This is a genomic window from Propioniferax innocua (assembly GCF_006716235.1).
GTDB classification, from domain to species: Bacteria; Actinomycetota; Actinomycetes; order Propionibacteriales; family Propionibacteriaceae; genus Propioniferax; species Propioniferax innocua.
Genome location: NZ_VFOR01000002.1, coordinates 158,083 through 173,975 on the forward strand (window position 1 = coordinate 158,083; position 15,893 = coordinate 173,975).

The 15,893-nt window shown below is 65.3% G+C and carries 15 protein-coding genes; 4 read left to right on the forward strand and 11 right to left on the reverse strand.

Annotated features, from left to right (window positions below; all coding sequences use genetic code 11):
- Window positions 1–42: 42 nt before the first annotated feature.
- A complete protein-coding gene (locus tag FB460_RS07410) occupies window positions 43–804 on the reverse strand; it encodes a GNAT family N-acetyltransferase (RefSeq protein WP_142093517.1) in 762 nt (253 codons plus the stop codon).
- Between the two features lie 170 nt (window positions 805–974).
- Here FB460_RS07410 and FB460_RS07415 point away from each other — a divergent pair, with 170 nt between their 5' ends.
- From FB460_RS07415 to FB460_RS07425, 3 genes are all read left to right on the forward strand, one after another.
- On the forward strand, window positions 975–1,289 hold the full coding sequence (locus FB460_RS07415) for a DMT family transporter (protein WP_142093518.1): 315 nt from the start codon (window positions 975–977) through the stop codon (window positions 1,287–1,289).
- A 1-nt stretch (window position 1,290) separates the two neighbouring features.
- Complete coding sequence (locus FB460_RS07420; protein ID WP_142093519.1) at window positions 1,291–1,668, forward strand: DMT family transporter; 378 nt, start codon at window positions 1,291–1,293, stop codon at window positions 1,666–1,668.
- 80 nt (window positions 1,669–1,748) lie between these two features.
- Window positions 1,749–3,056, forward strand: coding sequence for a protein adenylyltransferase SelO (locus tag FB460_RS07425; protein ID WP_142093520.1), 1,308 nt, complete (start codon window positions 1,749–1,751; stop codon window positions 3,054–3,056).
- A 54-nt stretch (window positions 3,057–3,110) separates the two neighbouring features.
- On the opposite strand, the gene hpf is transcribed toward FB460_RS07425, so the two are convergent.
- The 9 genes from hpf to FB460_RS07465 all read right to left on the reverse strand — a co-directional run bounded on the left by hpf (window position 3,111) and on the right by FB460_RS07465 (window position 13,078).
- Window positions 3,111–3,749, reverse strand: coding sequence for a ribosome hibernation-promoting factor, HPF/YfiA family (gene hpf / locus FB460_RS07430; protein ID WP_342775213.1), 639 nt, complete (start codon window positions 3,747–3,749; stop codon window positions 3,111–3,113).
- A gap of 191 nt (window positions 3,750–3,940) precedes the next feature.
- A complete protein-coding gene (locus tag FB460_RS07435; protein WP_142093521.1) occupies window positions 3,941–4,624 on the reverse strand; it encodes a ComF family protein in 684 nt (227 codons plus the stop codon).
- A gap of 1 nt (window position 4,625) precedes the next feature.
- Window positions 4,626–6,377, reverse strand: a complete 1,752-nt coding sequence (locus FB460_RS07440; RefSeq protein ID WP_142093522.1) for an LpqB family beta-propeller domain-containing protein — start codon at window positions 6,375–6,377, stop codon at window positions 4,626–4,628.
- Complete coding sequence (mtrB, locus tag FB460_RS07445) at window positions 6,374–8,212, reverse strand: MtrAB system histidine kinase MtrB (protein ID WP_246044322.1); 1,839 nt, start codon at window positions 8,210–8,212, stop codon at window positions 6,374–6,376. The genes FB460_RS07440 and mtrB overlap by 4 nt, the downstream gene beginning before the upstream one ends.
- 49 nt (window positions 8,213–8,261) lie before the next feature.
- Window positions 8,262–8,960, reverse strand: a complete 699-nt coding sequence (mtrA, locus tag FB460_RS07450) for an MtrAB system response regulator MtrA (protein ID WP_281281832.1) — start codon at window positions 8,958–8,960, stop codon at window positions 8,262–8,264.
- A 136-nt stretch (window positions 8,961–9,096) separates the two neighbouring features.
- Window positions 9,097–10,200, reverse strand: coding sequence for a hypothetical protein (locus FB460_RS13045; RefSeq protein WP_170209997.1), 1,104 nt, complete (start codon window positions 10,198–10,200; stop codon window positions 9,097–9,099).
- 11 nt (window positions 10,201–10,211) lie between these two features.
- Window positions 10,212–11,786 (reverse strand): chromosomal replication initiator protein DnaA, encoded by a 1,575-nt coding sequence (locus FB460_RS13425; RefSeq protein WP_142093523.1) that lies wholly within the window; start codon window positions 11,784–11,786, stop codon window positions 10,212–10,214.
- Window positions 11,783–12,508, reverse strand: a complete 726-nt coding sequence (locus tag FB460_RS07460; protein WP_142093524.1) for a hypothetical protein — start codon at window positions 12,506–12,508, stop codon at window positions 11,783–11,785. The genes FB460_RS13425 and FB460_RS07460 overlap by 4 nt, the downstream gene beginning before the upstream one ends.
- Before the next feature lie 15 nt (window positions 12,509–12,523).
- Window positions 12,524–13,078: a YqgE/AlgH family protein gene (locus tag FB460_RS07465; protein ID WP_142093525.1), complete on the reverse strand. Its 555-nt coding sequence runs from the start codon at window positions 13,076–13,078 to the stop codon at window positions 12,524–12,526.
- 130 nt (window positions 13,079–13,208) lie between these two features.
- On the opposite strand from FB460_RS07465, the gene gdhA reads away from it, so the two are divergent.
- Entirely contained in the window at window positions 13,209–14,549 is a 1,341-nt protein-coding gene (gdhA, locus tag FB460_RS07470; RefSeq protein WP_142093526.1) for an NADP-specific glutamate dehydrogenase, read from the forward strand.
- Between the two features lie 24 nt (window positions 14,550–14,573).
- Here gdhA and FB460_RS07475 read toward each other — a convergent pair whose 3' ends face one another.
- A complete protein-coding gene (locus tag FB460_RS07475; RefSeq protein WP_142093527.1) occupies window positions 14,574–15,866 on the reverse strand; it encodes a hypothetical protein in 1,293 nt (430 codons plus the stop codon).
- Between the last annotated feature and the right edge of the window lie 27 nt (window positions 15,867–15,893).

Below are 15,893 nucleotides of genomic sequence, written 5' to 3' on the forward strand. Positions count from 1 at the left end.
ACGGGCGATCACCGGGGTGGCGACCACGCTCAAGGGTAGACCCTAGAGCACAGAACCCACTTCATGCAGTCGCCGGGAGGACCACTCACGCGCGGATTCATATCCAAGATTCCGGTACAGACGCAGTGCCGCGTCGTTGTCGGCGTGGACGCCCAGCGTGCAGACCCCGCTGCGACGCACCGCCCACCGCGTCAGGTAGCCCGAAACGATGCGCCCCCAGCCCTGGCCACGGGCGTCTTGGGCGGTGGTCAATCCCACCAGCTCCGGGACGTCACAACAGTTGATCGTGGCACCGCCCACCGCCCGCAGACCGCCGCGCGGATGGGCCACGCCGACCCACCGTTTGACGCTGCCGTCACCGGCCCGCACCCAAGGACGCCTGTTGTGTTCCTCGATGAAGGCATTTATCAACTCGGCATCGACGGTGTCGTCCAGAGGGATCAACGTCGGCTCGGCCGGATCCACCTCGGGCCGGGTCTGCGTCCACATCCAGTCCCATTCACCACCGGTCCCCGCAGGAATCTCCGCCTCGAGCACTCGCCCCCATCGACGATCCGCCGAAATGCCGAACATTCCCTCGAGCATCCCGGAGTCTCGGATCTCCCGCAGAACGGCCACCACATCGGACTCACTGGTGTCGTCCCCAGTGAGCACCCAGTACCCGGGCCGATCATCCCGGCGTTCCAGGACCACGATGCCATCGGCCGACCAAGCCCGCTCGCCCTCGGCCCCGGCACCCCATCGAACGAAGGGGTCCTCACCTGCGACCGCCAGCACATCTTCACGCGTCTTGAGAGGTTCCACACCGGCACCCTAGCCCTGCTTCCAACTGGAAATGGAGTACGGTTTTCGCCGCGGACGAGGGAGCAGTACCCGCGACCACCGCTGGCCAGGATCGGCTCCGGTGGCGAAGCCAAGACTGTCTCACGGACTCTCTCCCAATCCAAGGAGCACTCGTGGCCCAAGGAGCACCCGTGGCGTGGACCATCCTCATGATCTCCGGCATGTTCGAAGCAGTCTGGGCGGCGGCCCTCTCGATGTCGGCCGGATTCACGCGTCTGAAACCCACCCTCGTCTTCATCATCGCCTGCTGCATCTCGATGGGCGGGCTGTCATGGGCGATGATGTGGATTCCGGCGGGGACCGCTTATGCGGTGTGGTCCGGGACCGGCGCAGTGTTGGCTGTGGTGTGGGCCATCATCACACGTCAGGAGCGGATCACCTTGGCGCGAACGCTGCTCCTGGGGCTGTTGATCGGCTCGATCGTCGGATTGAAGGCGGTGAGTTGACATGCCCTGGCTGATACTCATCGCCTCTGCTGTGTTCGAAGCGGTCTGGGCCACGGCGTTGGGGATGTCCGATGGCCTGCGTCGCCCCGTCCCGACGCTGGTGTTCGTGGTTGCAGGCGTCATCTCGATGGTCGGGCTCGCCCGCGCCGCCAAGCATCTGCCGATCGGCACCGCGTACTCGGTGTGGGTGGGGATCGGCGCCTCCTTGACCGTCATCTGGTCCATGGCGACCGGCGCGGAGTCGGTGACAGCGGGGAAGGTCGTGTTCCTCATCGGAATCATCGGAGCCATCGTGGGCTTGAAGGCCCTCCCCACCGGTGAGCCCGTGCCGGTGCCCGCACCGGACAAGCCCTTCGCAAGTGACCGACGCCAACGCTGACGCACCCGCCCACCTTGACGTTGCGCCGGGCAGTCGCGGCTCAACGTCGAGGTGGAGGCGAAAGACGTACGCTCGAGGCCATGCCCGCACCCAAGCTGGAACACACGTACGCCTCCACGGTTCCGACGCTCTCCCGCGCGTGGACGGCCCAGGAGTGGCCAGACCCTGAGCTGGTGGTTCTCAACGAACCGTTGGCCGCCGAACTCGGGCTCGACGCAGCCTGGTTGCGGAGCGATGAGGGGATCGCCTGGCTCACCGGGAACGGCGTCCCCGAGACCACGGCGCAGGCCTACGCAGGTCATCAGTTCGGTCACTTCGCCGGCGTCCTCGGCGATGGCCGGGCTCTGTTACTCGGGGAACTCCCCACCTCGGATGGTGGTCGTGTGGACCTGCACCTCAAGGGTTCGGGACGAACACCCTTCTCCCGTGGTGGAGACGGACTGGCCGCACTCGGCCCCATGCTGCGCGAGTATCTGGTGGCCGAGGGCATGCACGCGCTCGGCATCCCCACCGCACGCGCCCTCGCGGTGGTGTCGACCGGCATGACCGTACAACGGGAACGCCCCCTGCCCGGCGCGGTCCTGTGCCGCGTGGCCTCCAGCCACCTGCGGATCGGCACCTTCCAGCTCGCTGCGGCCCTGCAGGAGAATGACACCCTCCGTGCCCTGACCGACCACGCGATCGACCGACACCATCCGAGCGCCCGTGATGACGCCGACCCGGCGCTCGCCCTGCTTCGGTCGGTGGCCACGACACAGGCGCAGCTGGTGGCCCGGTGGATGCTCACCGGTTTCGTACACGGCGTGATGAACACCGACAACACCACGATCAGCGGTGAAACCATCGACTACGGGCCGTGTGCCTTCATGGACACCTACGACCCGCACGCGGTGTTCAGCTCCATCGACCGTGGCGGACGCTACGCCTACGACCAGCAACCCGCCATCATCCGATGGAACATCGCCCGCCTCGCCGAGGCCCTCCTGCCCATGATGCAGGGCAGCAGCGACCAACGGGTGGATGCCGCCACCGAGGTGGTGCACTGCATGGCCGAGATCCACCAGGCGACATTCGATGCAGGTCTTGCCCGCAAGCTCGGGGTCGCCCACATCGACGCCGACGAACGCGAGCAGTTCCTCACCGGGCTCGCCGATGCACGACGCGACTTCACCGATGCGTTCCCACCGCGCCATGGCGTCAATCCCATCGTGATCCCGCGCAATCATCTGGTCCAGGAATCGGTCGACGCCGCCGAGGAGGGAGACCTCGCTCCCTTCAACGAGCTCCTCGCAGCGGTGACCCGACCCTGGGATGAACCGGAGGCCGACAGGCTGAAGGGCCCGCCGCCTGCTGGCGTCGGACCCTTCGTGTCATATTGCGGCACGTGACCTGCGGTACCTGATCCAGGTATCGCACCGAGCCACGGCCGTTCTGTCAGGACATCAAGCGGTCTTTGCAGAATGGCCGGGGACGTCGAGGTGGATCACACCGTAGTCATAGGCCTTGCGGCGATAGACCACGCTGGGACGCCCACTCTCGGCATCGACGAACAGGTACCAGTCGTGCCCGACCAGCTCCATCTCGGTCAGGGCCTGGTCCAAGGACATCGGCGCCGCCTCATGCGTCTTCTCCCGCACGACGAGCGGCCCGTCACCGGTCACCTCCATACCTGCGACATGGCGGGTGGGCACGGCTTCGTCTGACGCTTCCTGAACGGACTCCACCGGCATGTCGGCCATGGCGTCATGCAGTGACTGAGGATTTCGCTGTCCACGCCGTACCTTCTTGCGGTCGGCAGCCTTTCGGAGCTGGCTCACCAGTCGGTCGACCGCCCTGTCGAGGGCGGCGTACTTGTCCTGGGCATGAGCCTCGGCCCGGATCACCGGGCCCTTCCCCAACAACGTGATCTCGACCCGCGACGCTTCATCGGGGTGCCGACGATTTCCATAGCCAGCCACCTGGACCTCGATACGGATCGCACGGGGAGCAAGCTTTTCGACCCGCTCCAGCTTCTCGTGCACACGTGCTTCGAAATCGTCGCTCACACCCATGTGCCGACCAGTGACCTTGATGTCCATCATGAACCTCCTCGGTGTGCTCGTGCGTTCGTTTCCGTCACCTGTGACGGGCAACGCACAGGCGCCTTTTGGATCCACCCGTTCTCAGTCACACCCACAGAGTCGAGTCAAAATCACGAACTGAGGTCAACCCCACGAACTGAAGTCAAACCCGCAAGGCACCATGCCCAAACGCTACTCTGTTCGGTGGCGGTTCACCAGTGATTAACCCCCTTGTCACCTGTGAAGTTGCCCACCGCTCCCACCACGGCAGCCCCGGAAACACTCCAACCGCCTGCGCAAAGAGCACGCAATGCCTCTGCCAGCGTTGCTCCCGAGGTCGTCAGATCATCGACCACGATCGCCGGACGGCCGGAGGTCGGCTTCATCGCAACCAGGGCTCCCCGGAGATTCTCGGTGCGTTCAGCACGGTCCAGGCCAGACTGATCCTGTACCGCACGGGTGTGTCGCAGCGCCCGATGCACCTCCGCTCTCGTCGCTGTGGTGGCCTTGGCCGCGCGGACAGCCAACGCCGCTGTCGCGTCATACCCACGACGCCGCACCGCGCTGCGTGTCGACGGCACCGGCACCAGCACGACACGGGCACCCTCCGGGGCACCCAGACCGGCGGCCAGATGATCCACCGCACCGGCCAGACGGTCTCCCAGCGGTCGGGCAAGATACCAAGCCGAGCGTTCCTTGTGGGCGCTGACAAGACGCCGTACCAGAGCATCACCGGGACCAGCTGCCACGACCGGAGGGGTCAGACCCGGAAGCCGGAACGCCTGGGGCGCAGCGAGCAACCCACGGCATACGGAGCACAGCCGAAAACCCGGCTCATCACATCCCGGGCAGCAGGACCCCAGCAGCAGGTCAGCGGCAGCGTCGACGAGGCGCATGTCAGCCCGGGTAGGCCACCGCGTGCAGATTGGGGTTCAATTCGGTCCAGCGCAGATCGTCCTCGAACTGCCATGCCCCGCGGCCGACAACCGCGGCTCGTACCCGGTCCGGAGTCGCCGAGCTCGCCACATGGGTCACGTCCCACTCCTCTGGCTGGCCGATGTCGGCGTAGTGGCTTCCGCTCTGGTCGATCCTGATGACCCGACTGCTGCTCTCGGCCTCATCTGTGACCAGTGCCGCCAACGAGGCCCCCGACACCCACCCGACGTCGGTGGCCTGCACCTGCGCGGGCTGGCCCGGCTCGGCGAGGGAGACCGTTCGCCAATGGCCCACAGTCGGTATGGCACCAGACCTGTCGATGAGGCCGATGCCGAGTTCCTTGCGCCCGCTCGTCAGCTGACGAACCGCGGCGAACCGGACGCCATCTGGAGCGATGGAGAAGTTCACGATCTCCGCGCTCTGGGTCAGGTCCGTGCGAATCGGCATGAGGTCGGTTCCGTCCCACATGCCGATGCGCTGGCGCCCGTCGGCCCTGCAGACGAACCACAGCTCGCTGGTGGAGGAACCGACGAAGTCGGGGCGCAGCAGATCGGTGCAGCCATCGACGATCGACTCGGATTCCTCTCCAGCGAAGGGCGCCACCACCAGGGAGGTCTCCCCATCGGACACCACAGCTCCCTGGGAGCGGTCTCCGCTCACCGCGAGGGAGGACGCCTGTGGCTGCTCGCTCAGAGGGCCTTCCACCGGCACCAACGCCGCACCGGCGGCCCCCGGCTCCACCGAGACGACCCCATCCTCGGAGAGCCCGTACATGTCGTCACTCACCGGTGGATCGGGGGCCAGGGATTCGGCCGCTTCGATCGGGACGATCCCGGTGGCGTCCTGTTCCCGCACCGGGTACGGCTCACCGTTGACGCTGATACGAAGCCCCGAGACCTGCGGGAGTTGGCGGAGCGTCCACAACATCTGGGTGACCATGCGCGTGCGTCGCTCCTCGGACAGGCCCAACACGTGGTCGGTCATCGAGACATCCACGACGCCCGCCTCATCCATCGATGCGGACTGCACGTTGAGCCGGGTCTGGGGCGGCACCGCACTGGCCACGGATGGCTCGAGCCAGTCCGATGCCCCACGCAGCAGAGCTTGGAGAACCGTGGTGGGAGTGCGGTTGTTCCGCGGCATGTACACCGGATCCGGCACGAGACGGGAGAAGGCCGGGTCGAAATAATAGGTGTCGACGCTGCTGTAGAAGTTGTCGAACGTGTACTGCGTCATCACCACGCCATCCGGCGGGCGTGAGATCCGCCATTCACCGTCCTCATTGCGCTGCAGCCCGAAGTCCAGTTTGAGCGTTCGGTCCATACGGCTGAACGCTCCGTCAGGGCCGATACGCCCGTACAACGGAGCTGTCAATGTCGCAGAGTCCGGTGTGGTGGCGACGCTGTAGCCATCGGCGTAGATCAACACCTGACTTTCCGGACGCCAACTCTCGGCGACATCCTCGGTGAGGTACTGCCTGGCCACGTGGTAGCCGGGCTGATAGTTGGCCATCGCCTGCAAGAACCCCTCCACCACGGTGCGCGGAGACGAATCGGCGCGCGGCGGCTCGGGAGCCACCTGAACGCCCACATCGGGTTCCTCCTGGATTCCCGGGGCGACCTCCACCGGGCCACGAGTGGGGATGTTCGCGCAGCCGACGAGCGTCAACAGAGCCAGCAGTGCCACCACGCCTCGAACAAGTTTCCCGATCATGACTCCGATGTCCCCCTCTCACGCTCGTCCCTGTCGTCCTGCTCGTCTCGGCTTTCACTCCCCGAGCCTGCGGCATCTGTGCCCATTCCCGTCGCGGCTGCGTCCGCCCTGTCCCCATCGCTGGTACTCGCATCATCAGCGTTTCGGGCACCGGTTGCGAGATCGGCGGAGGCAGCGTTCGACTCCGCGCTCCGCCGCGGTCGGTCGATGCCGCCCTCCTCGTCGGTGGGTGTGTAGGCGGTCTCCAAGGTGGCGTACTCCGAAGCATCATCGGCGACGCCGGCGGCGCGTGTCGGTCCGGGAAGCGGAATGACGCGGACCTGCTCAATGGGCTGCGACGGCACCAGATCACGCGGGATCACCGGGAGCGGAGAAACCTCCAGCACATCTCCGGCGCGCTTGGGCAGGGTCAGCCGGAACTGTGCTCCCTGGTTCGGGCGCCCCCATGCGTTCAACCAACCGCCATGGAGCCGCGCGTCCTCCATGGCGATGGAGAGCCCGAGCCCGGTTCCACCGACCGTACGATTCCGCGAGGGGTCGGCACGCCAGAACCGGTGGAAGACCTGCTTGGCCTGCCCCGCTTCGAACCCGATGCCATGATCACGAACCGCCACGGCAACGGCTTTGGAGCCGGAAGCGACGATGACTTCGATGGGTTCACCCTCGCAGTGTTCGATGGCATTGGTGATGAGGTTGCGCAGGATCCGACGTGCTCTGCGCACATCGATCTCGGCTATCGCAGGCCCATCCTCCTGAATGGTGAGGTGCGTTCCCGAACGATGCGCGAAAGCCTGCTGGGCGTCCACCTCATCGGCCACGACCTGCACCATGTCGACCGGGTCCAGGCTCAGTTTCACCGCGCCGGCGTCGAACCGGGAGATCTCGAGCAGATCGGCCAGCAGTGATTCGAAACGTTCGAGCTCGTCCTGCAGGAGTTCGGCGGAGCGTCGCTCGACCAGATCCATCTCCCCGCGTCCGTCGTAGAGCACCTGCGCGGCCATCTGCACCGTGGTGAGTGGAGTGCGCAGCTCATGGGAGACATCGGAGACGAAGCGCTGCTGAACACGTGAGAGTTCCTCGAGCTGGGTGATCTGACGCTGCAGCTCGGCAGCCATGTTGTTCATGGATTCCGCCAGGGAAGCAAGGTCGTCGGTGCCTCGGACCTCCATGCGGTTCTCCAGACGTCCCGATGCGATCTGTTCGGCCGCCAGACGTGCCTGGCGCACCGGCGTCACCACTTGGCGTGAGACAAGGGCCGCGATCGCAGCCAGGAGCAGCGCCAGAAGGATGCCCGTGGTGAACACCGCTCGCTGAAGCACATCGAGGGTCTGGACCTCCTGCGTCAGCGGGAACACCAGATACATCGGGAAACGCGTCTGATCATTCGCACTGAGACTGGCGCCAACGGCGAACCCGGGTTCATCGGGACGCCCATCGCTGTATTGGATCAGCGTCGGGGTCACCAGCAGATCGGTCGAGGTGCTCTCGGTGACGCGTCGCCGCAACTCATCGGGAACCGACGCCGGGCGCACCTGATCGGAACTGCTTTCGGCCACCGGCCCCTGCAACACCACGTGGTACTGGCCCCCCAAGGAACCGCGGTAAGCGACCTCGTAGGTGAGCTGGGTCAGCAGCTCGTTGACGTTGCTGCTGGAGAAGTCTGCGGCTTGGAGACGCCGCTGAGCAGTGTCCACGGCCACCGACGATTCGACGAGCGCGGACTGCTTCTTGCCTTCGAGCACACCATCGCTGGCCTGACGCATCAGCAGCATGCCCCCGAGCACCATCACGAATGCCGATGCCAACAGCGTCGTGCCGATGACGCGCAGCGGCACAGACCCCCACCACACTCGTGAGGGCCAGGTGAACAGTCGCGTCAGCCGGTCACTCAGCCGACTCGCCCGCCTTGTAACCGATGCCGCGCACCGTGATCACGATCTGTGGATGTTCGGGGTCCGATTCGATCTTGGAACGCAGACGCTGCACGTGAACGTTCACCAGACGCGTGTCGGCCGCATGTCGGTAGCCCCACACCTGGGACAGGAGCGTCTCACGCGAGAACACCTGGTTGGGGCGACGCGCGAGCGCCAGCAGGAGGTCGAACTCCAGTGGGGTCAGGGAGATCTCCGTCTCTCCGCGGCGAACCGAGTGTCCGGCCACGTTGATGGTGAGGTCCCCGATCGTCAGTTCCGATTCCTGGGGCTGATCATTCCCGATGCGGCGAAGACGCGTTCGGATGCGTGCCACAAGCTCCTTTGCACGGAACGGCTTGGCGACATAGTCGTCCGCGCCGGCTTCGAGGCCAGCAACGACATCGAGCGTGTCGGACTTCGCGGTGAGCATGATCACCGGAACACCGGACTCGGCGCGGATGTCCTTGCAGACATCGACGCCATCGCGCCCCGGCAGCATGAGATCGAGCAGGACGAGGTCCGGCTGATGGCTCCGGAATGCTTCGAGGGCACCGTCACCGGTGCTGATCCATTCACTGTCGAAACCTTCCTGCCGCAGAACGATCTGCAGCATCTCGGCCAACGCCGCATCGTCATCGACCACCAGAATGGTCGGCTTCGACTCAGTCACACTCTCCCCCAGCTCATCTTCAGGAAACTGGCCACAGTCTAGAGCGGATCAGCGCAGATCCCGCGCCACACCATGTCGGCGTGCCGGGATCTGAGGACTGCCCGACTTCACCCCTGCCTGAACATGACGGCCACATTCACGGGGAGACCCCAGGCCCGGCGGCATACTGATCGATGTCATCGGTCCGGGTCGTGTCCTGCCCCTGAACCGGCATCCCGGTCGTGGGCTCGGGCATGGGCGTCTGCGTCGGCGTCGGCGTCGGCATCTGCGGCTGCTGGAAGGTCGGCATGCCGCCACCGCCCTGTTCGAGTTTGCCCAGCTTCTCCGCTTCCGATGCCGGCCATTTGCCGCCCACGAAGACATCGCGATCCACGGACTCGTTGTCGGTGAGGATCGTGGACGCCTCATCGACATTGCTCGCCCAGTAGGTCTCGTTCGTGGGCAGGTCATTGCGCAGATAATCCAAGACTGCTTCCAGCACCGCAGTGGCCTGACGCGCCCGAGGAGCGGTATTACAAAACCACCCCCACGTCTTCTCGATCCCCTGCACCTCATAGCCCTCGATGGATGCCTTTGCCTGTGCCAGCTGGGCCGCGAATGACAGATACAGCCCCTGCAGTCCCCTGGAGGCGTTGTTCAGGACATTTCCACTGGCCGTGGCCAGCTCCCCGGTCTGTTGCGACGCTGCCGACTGATGCGGAACGACACGCGCGTATGCCTCAGCGCCTTCACCAGACCACCCTTGGATCTGCTGGGCCTCAGCGATCCCCGTGGGTATTTCCGCCATGGAGGTGGCGATGTCATGCCACGACGTGCCGACGTCGTGCAGCTTCTTCGGTGCGCTGGAATACGGCTGGTACTCGGTCTCCCACAGCGTGAGAACTTCGTCGGCCAACCGCTTGGCCTCCTGTTCGAATGACTGGAAGGCGTCCCGAGCGTTGGTGGCCATCTGGTGCGGGCCGTTCGACACCAGCACGGTTCCATCAGCCTTGACGATGTCGGGAAAGTTGACCTGATCCCCCGGCACCAAAGCGTCGAACAGGCGAATCGGCGCATCCAGCGCCTGGGACATCCAGTCAGGCATCAGGAAGTCCATCGTGTCACTCAGCCACGACCCATCACTCTGACAGGCGTTCTCCACTGCCGTCTTCAGCGGATTGATGTGGTCGTTCACCATGAACGAATCGATCATGTGCCACTGCTTGATGTCCAAGCTGGGCGATGTCACCGATTGAGTCATCTTCTCGCTCCTCAAGCCATCATGGGCCGTGGTCCGCCGCCGGGAGTGGACGGCCCACTGCCCGCCCCACCCGATCCGGTCTCATGTCCGGCCGCCGCTGCGTCTGCAGCCAACTGCGTGTTCTCGTCCTCGGTCTCGCCATATCGGGTGGCGGCCTCGTCCAGCTTGTCCGCGATCGTGGTGAACTCACCACCGCCATCACCGAAGTAGGTTTCCAAGCGCCCGCTGAGCGCCTGATAGCTGGAGGCAAGCCGGGCGGAGGCGAACGGGAAGTCGGATTCACCGACGGCGAACCCCATCACGTCGGTCTTGTGCCCGTCGAAATCATCCGAGAACCGTCGCCACTTCTTGGCCAGATCACGCAACGACGTGGGCTCGAACTCCGACATTCCTCCCGGCATACCGCCACCGGGCATGCCCCCACTCGGCATACCACCACCGGGCATGCCCCCACTCGGCATACCACCACCGGGCATGCCCCCACTCGGCATACCACCACCGGGCATGCCCCCACTCGGCATACCACCACCGGGCATGTCCGTGCTGGGCATACCACCACCCGGCATTCCCCCACCGGGCATGTCCGTGCTCGGCGTACCACCACCGGGCATGTCCGTGCTGGGCATACCACCACCGGGCATGTCCGTGCTGGGCATACCACCACCGGGCATGTCCGTGCTGGGCATACCGCCACCGGGCATGTCCGTGCTGGGCATACCGCCACCGGGCATGTCCGTACCGGGCATGCTGACATCGTCCATCCCCGGCCCCCCGGCACCGGGGCCGAAGCGAGGATCATCCGACCCTGTCGGCCACGTACTCGGATCATCCGGGTCATACCCCGGAGGCCACGTACTGGGATCATTCGGATCAAACCCAGGCGGCCACGTACTCGGATCATTCGGGTCATAGGGCTTCGAACCCGGCAAATCGAGCCCCGGCCCATCCAGGCCAGGACCGTCGTACCCCGGTGGCCAAGTGCTCGGGTCACTCGGATCGAAACCATCAAGCCCCGGACCGTCGGTCCCCGGCATCGAACCGCCACCGTCATACCCAGGAGGCCACGTGCTCGGATCATTCGGATCAAACCCAGGCGGCCACGTACTCGGATCGTTCGGATCAATGGACGACGGATCAAAACCACCAAGACCACCACCGGGTCCGCCCATGCCGGAGACATTCGGGTCGAGACCAGCCGCACTGGTCAGCCCAGGGCCGCCCATGGGCGCGGCTCCAGCACCTCCGGAAGCACCCATCGGCGCCGCAGCGCCTCCGGTCATACCACCTGCTCCAGCACCTGTACCGGCTCCCGCACCGGGACCACCGGCCATGCCTCCACCGGCACCGCCGCGCATACCGCCCATCATCGGAGGCGGCATCATCATCGGAGATCCTCCGCCCTTGCCGCCGCTCTCCTTACCGCCGGCGCCATTGGGGTCGATCAGCGCCTCGTAGATGTCCGAATCATCCTCAGCGAACTCATCTCCAGCGCGGATCTGCGTCATGCCCGAGCGGTGAGCGGCGAGCTCCTGAAGCGTCGGAACCCGCGCCTGGTCCCAAGGGTCATGCATCGTCTCGTCGGTCACTGGGTGTCCTTCCCCTCACGTGCGGAACGACCTGCGAGCAGATCGAGTGTCGCCTGAGCGACATCCTGCGTCAGCTTCACGCGTTCGCGGCCACGACCAGGAATCACTTCAGGCGGGGAGTAGGAAGCAAGCGCTCGGCCATGGGCCTCCATGAAGGTCTCCGCGATCTTGTCGACGCGTGCTCCCGAACTCCATTCCGGATCAATCGTGCACCTCTGCAGCAGTTTTCCGGGCCCGAGAACGACGGTAATCTTCCGGTTCATGCTGCTTCCTTCTGCGGGCGTGAAATCCGTGCGATCCCGATAGCCCTCTTCGTCCGGATCCACCGGCTGCCCCAGCTCTGCGAAGCCTCGCTCGATGCGGGAGATCACCTCGGGGTCGAAATAGTCCTGATCCATCAACCTGCGCGAGTCCACCTGTGGCATCGAGGGCGAGACGACAGCCACCCCCATGTCACCTTGGGGCATCCGCCCGCTGAGGGCCAGGCCGGCGGACATCACCAGTGCGTTCAGGGGCTGGCCGCGGCCGGCGTCCTGCCAGTTGTTCTTGATCCTGATCGCCACGATGACACCGTCATCATCCACACCGAGCGTCACAGACCCGGTGCCATCGGTGAACTCCTCCACCGCTTCTCCGCCTTCGGCGGGTTCTGTGTCGAGTCCGGCGGGAGTCGGCCCCAGGGGATTGATGTCGTCGTCAGCGGGGATGCCCCAGTCGTTCATGAGGCCAATAAACCACTAATTGGAGCCCGAATCGGCGGTCCAGGTCGACCAAACGGCAACTTCCGGTTTTTGCCGACGCAGCGTCGAGCGCCACAGCCCCTGATGATCCAGCCCGAACACGTCGTCGTAGCGCGCACGGGCGACGAACCAGGCGTCACGTGCGATCTCGCTCTCAAGCTGCCCCGGGCTCCACCCCGCGTAACCGGCGAAGATCCGGATGTGGTCATAGGCACCGGCCACGAGCTCGACCGGCGTGTCCAAGTGCAACAGGCCCACCCTGTCAAAGACCCGACGCCATCCCGGCGGCTCATCATCATCGATCGCACTGGCCAAGCAGATCGCGCCATTCGGCGACACCGGACCACCGCAGTACAGACGACCGGGCGGGCTCACTTGGTCCACCCACTGCGGCAGCACCTCGGCCAGATCCACATCGGTCAGGCGGTTCAGCACGACTCCGAGAACGCCGCCGTCATCGACATCGAGCACGAGAACCACAGCGTCGTCGAACCATCCATCCCGCAGAGTCACATGGGAGATCAGAAGGTCTCCGGGCTCGACGATCGACATGCCACCCCTCGGACGCATAGCACGTGTACAGGACTTCCACCACACAGTAGCCCGGTGTCCACGCAGGCGACGATGTGAGACGGGGGCTCGAGAACGAGTAATCTGACCCCGGTTCAATGAAGGAGGATACGTGGCGCTCGACGCAAAACTGCACGACATCTACGACGAGGTGTTGGGCCGCAACCCGGGGGAAGCCGAATTCCATCAGGCCGTTCGTGAGGTCCTCAGCAGCTTGGGCCCCGTTGTCCAGAAGCACCCCGACTACGTGGATGCCGCCGTCATCCGGCGCCTCTGCGAACCAGAACGTCAGATCATCTTCCGTGTCCCGTGGATCGACGACAGCGGGCAGGTGCAGATCAACCGTGGCTTCCGCGTCGAGTTCAACTCGGCACTCGGCCCCTACAAGGGCGGGCTGCGCTTCCACCCTTCGGTGTACCTGGGAATCGTGAAGTTCCTTGGCTTCGAGCAGATCTTCAAGAACTCCCTGAGTGGCATGCCCATCGGCGGCGGCAAGGGAGGCTCTGATTTCAATCCGAAGGGCCGCTCCGACATGGAGATCATGCGGTTCTGCCAGTCGTTCATGATCGAGCTGCATCGGCACATCGGTGAGTACACCGACGTGCCGGCCGGTGACACCGGCGTGGGCCAGCGTGAGATCGGCTTCCTCTTCGGGCAGTACAAGCGCGTGACGAATCGCTACGAGTCAGGCGTCCTCACCGGCAAGGGCATCCACTGGGGCGGTTCCCTCGTCCGCACCGAAGCCACCGGCTACGGCACGGTGTTCTTCACCGAGGAGATGCTGAAGGCCAACAAGGAGAGCTTCGACGGCAAGCGCGTCGTGGTCTCCGGCTCGGGCAATGTCGCCCTGTACGCGATCGAGAAGGTCAAGCAACTCGGCGGCACCGTCGTGGCCTGCTCCGACTCCAGCGGGTATGTGGTCGATGAGAACGGCGTCGACTTCGATCTGCTCCGCGAGATCAAGGAACGTCGCCGCGGGCGGATCAGTGAGTACGCCGAGGAGAAGAACGTGCCGTTCAGCTCCACCGGCTCGGTGTGGGATGTTCCCTGCGAGATCGCATTGCCGTGTGCCACACAGAATGAGATCAACGAGGAGCAGGCGTTGACGCTCATCAAGAACGGCTGCCGCTACGTGGCCGAGGGCGCCAACATGCCGAGCACCCCGGAGGCCATCGAACGCTTCCGCGAGGCAGGCATCCACTTCGCCCCCGGCAAGGCCGCGAACGCCGGCGGCGTCGCCACCAGCGCCCTGGAGATGCAGCAGAACGCGAGCCGTGACACTTGGAGTTTCGGCTTCACCGAGGACCGTCTGGGCCAGATCATGCGGGGCATCCACCAGCGTTGCCTCGAGACCGCCGATGAATACGGCAAGCCCGATGACTACGTGGCCGGCGCCAACATCGCGGGGTTCATCAAGGTGGCCGACGCCATGCTGGCGCTCGGCGTGGTCTGAGCCCTGCTCTTGACGATTCCCCGGTCAGGAGCTGGCGTTCCAGGCCTCGACGATCTGTTGTCCGTGGTCCCCTGCGATGGTGGACGCCTCGGCGTCCCCGTCGGGGGTGCTGCGGAATCGTGCCGATGAATCCAGGTGTGTGACGGTCAGGGACCAGTGTCCGTCGTCCCACATGTCACGCACCTCGCCGAGAACACCCGGCCACGTGTCGGGGTCGTCGTCCAGCCAGACGCGCGCCCCGTCGGATTCCAGCCAGATGCGAGCGTCGCCGGAGTCGAGGACGCGTTGCATCGCCGGGGCGGCGCGACGCACGGACTCGCCCGAAACGTCCTCCACCATCCACTTCGTCTGCCCGGAGGCCTCGCCACTGAGCCGGACCGGGTGGGTGAGCGTCGGCGCCTCGGCGAGGAGGCGGCGGCTCTGCTCGGCGGTGGTGGCGGTGAATGTGCTCCGTCTGCCGGGCACGTAGACGACCGAATCGATGCGGCCGAGGAATCGTCGTAGTTCGGGGAGGTCCTGAGGTGGGGTGTCGCTCGCGACGGTGAAGGCGTCACCGGTGAACTCCACCTGCGGTGCTTGCAGGGGTGCGGCCACTTCGACGGCCCGCAATACCGCAGGATCATCATCCACGGTGATCAGATTGGGATGTCGAGGCGTCAGGGCCACCGTCAGCCCGGCGTCCTGCACCGCAGCGACGATCCCGCTCCGGCCAGTGAGCTCCTGCATGGTCTCCCCCTGGAGGCAGGTGTCCTCGGTTTCGCAGAACCGCACGATGTCGGCCCATGACGTGCCCGCTTCGTCATTCCACGACGCTGCGGCAGCAGCATCCGGGCCGAAGTGGTCCCGCTCCCTTCGAGGGCCTGAGTTGGAGCCGCGCATGCCCCAGCGGACCATCCGCTCGTCGACGCCGGAGGGCAACGGCTGCGCTGCCATGGCCAACCCCTGGGCGTCCTCCGACTGCGGACTGTTCCCCACGTCGATCCCGCTGACGCCAGCCTCGGTGTCCCATCGCAGCTCGAGACCCCAACGGCGAATCTCCCGGGAGGACACATGATCACGCAGGTCGTCCAGCACCACGGCGGCATCGGCATGTGAGGCCGTACGCGCCACGACGCGATGCCCGATCGTCGCTCCGAACAGGAGCTCCGAGATGTCCTCGAACGTCACGTCCGTGAGCAGTGGATGGTTCTCCGCCCAACCGCGCAGTTCGTTCGAACCGGACCACAGGACGCCACATCCGGCCAAGGCGAGAGTCAGGGCGACCGAAACGGGCCAGAACCACAGCCTCCGCAGGCGGAGTGCGAGACGACGAAGCATGATCTCGAGGGTAAAGCACGGGCCTCC

Coding starts and splice junctions, on each gene's coding strand:
- FB460_RS07420 (WP_142093519.1), top strand. CDS start 1,291: ATGCCCTGGCTGATACTCATCGCCTCTGCTGTGTTCGAAGCGGTCTGG.
- FB460_RS07425 (WP_142093520.1), top strand. CDS start 1,749: ATGCCCGCACCCAAGCTGGAACACACGTACGCCTCCACGGTTCCGACG.
- hpf (WP_342775213.1), bottom strand. CDS start 3,749: ATGATGGACATCAAGGTCACTGGTCGGCACATGGGTGTGAGCGACGAT.
- FB460_RS07435 (WP_142093521.1), bottom strand. CDS start 4,624: ATGCGCCTCGTCGACGCTGCCGCTGACCTGCTGCTGGGGTCCTGCTGC.
- FB460_RS07440 (WP_142093522.1), bottom strand. CDS start 6,377: ATGATCGGGAAACTTGTTCGAGGCGTGGTGGCACTGCTGGCTCTGTTG.
- FB460_RS13045 (WP_170209997.1), bottom strand. CDS start 10,200: ATGACTCAATCGGTGACATCGCCCAGCTTGGACATCAAGCAGTGGCAC.
- FB460_RS07460 (WP_142093524.1), bottom strand. CDS start 12,508: ATGAACGACTGGGGCATCCCCGCTGACGACGACATCAATCCCCTGGGG.
- FB460_RS07465 (WP_142093525.1), bottom strand. CDS start 13,078: ATGTCGATCGTCGAGCCCGGAGACCTTCTGATCTCCCATGTGACTCTG.
- FB460_RS07475 (WP_142093527.1), bottom strand. CDS start 15,866: ATGCTTCGTCGTCTCGCACTCCGCCTGCGGAGGCTGTGGTTCTGGCCC.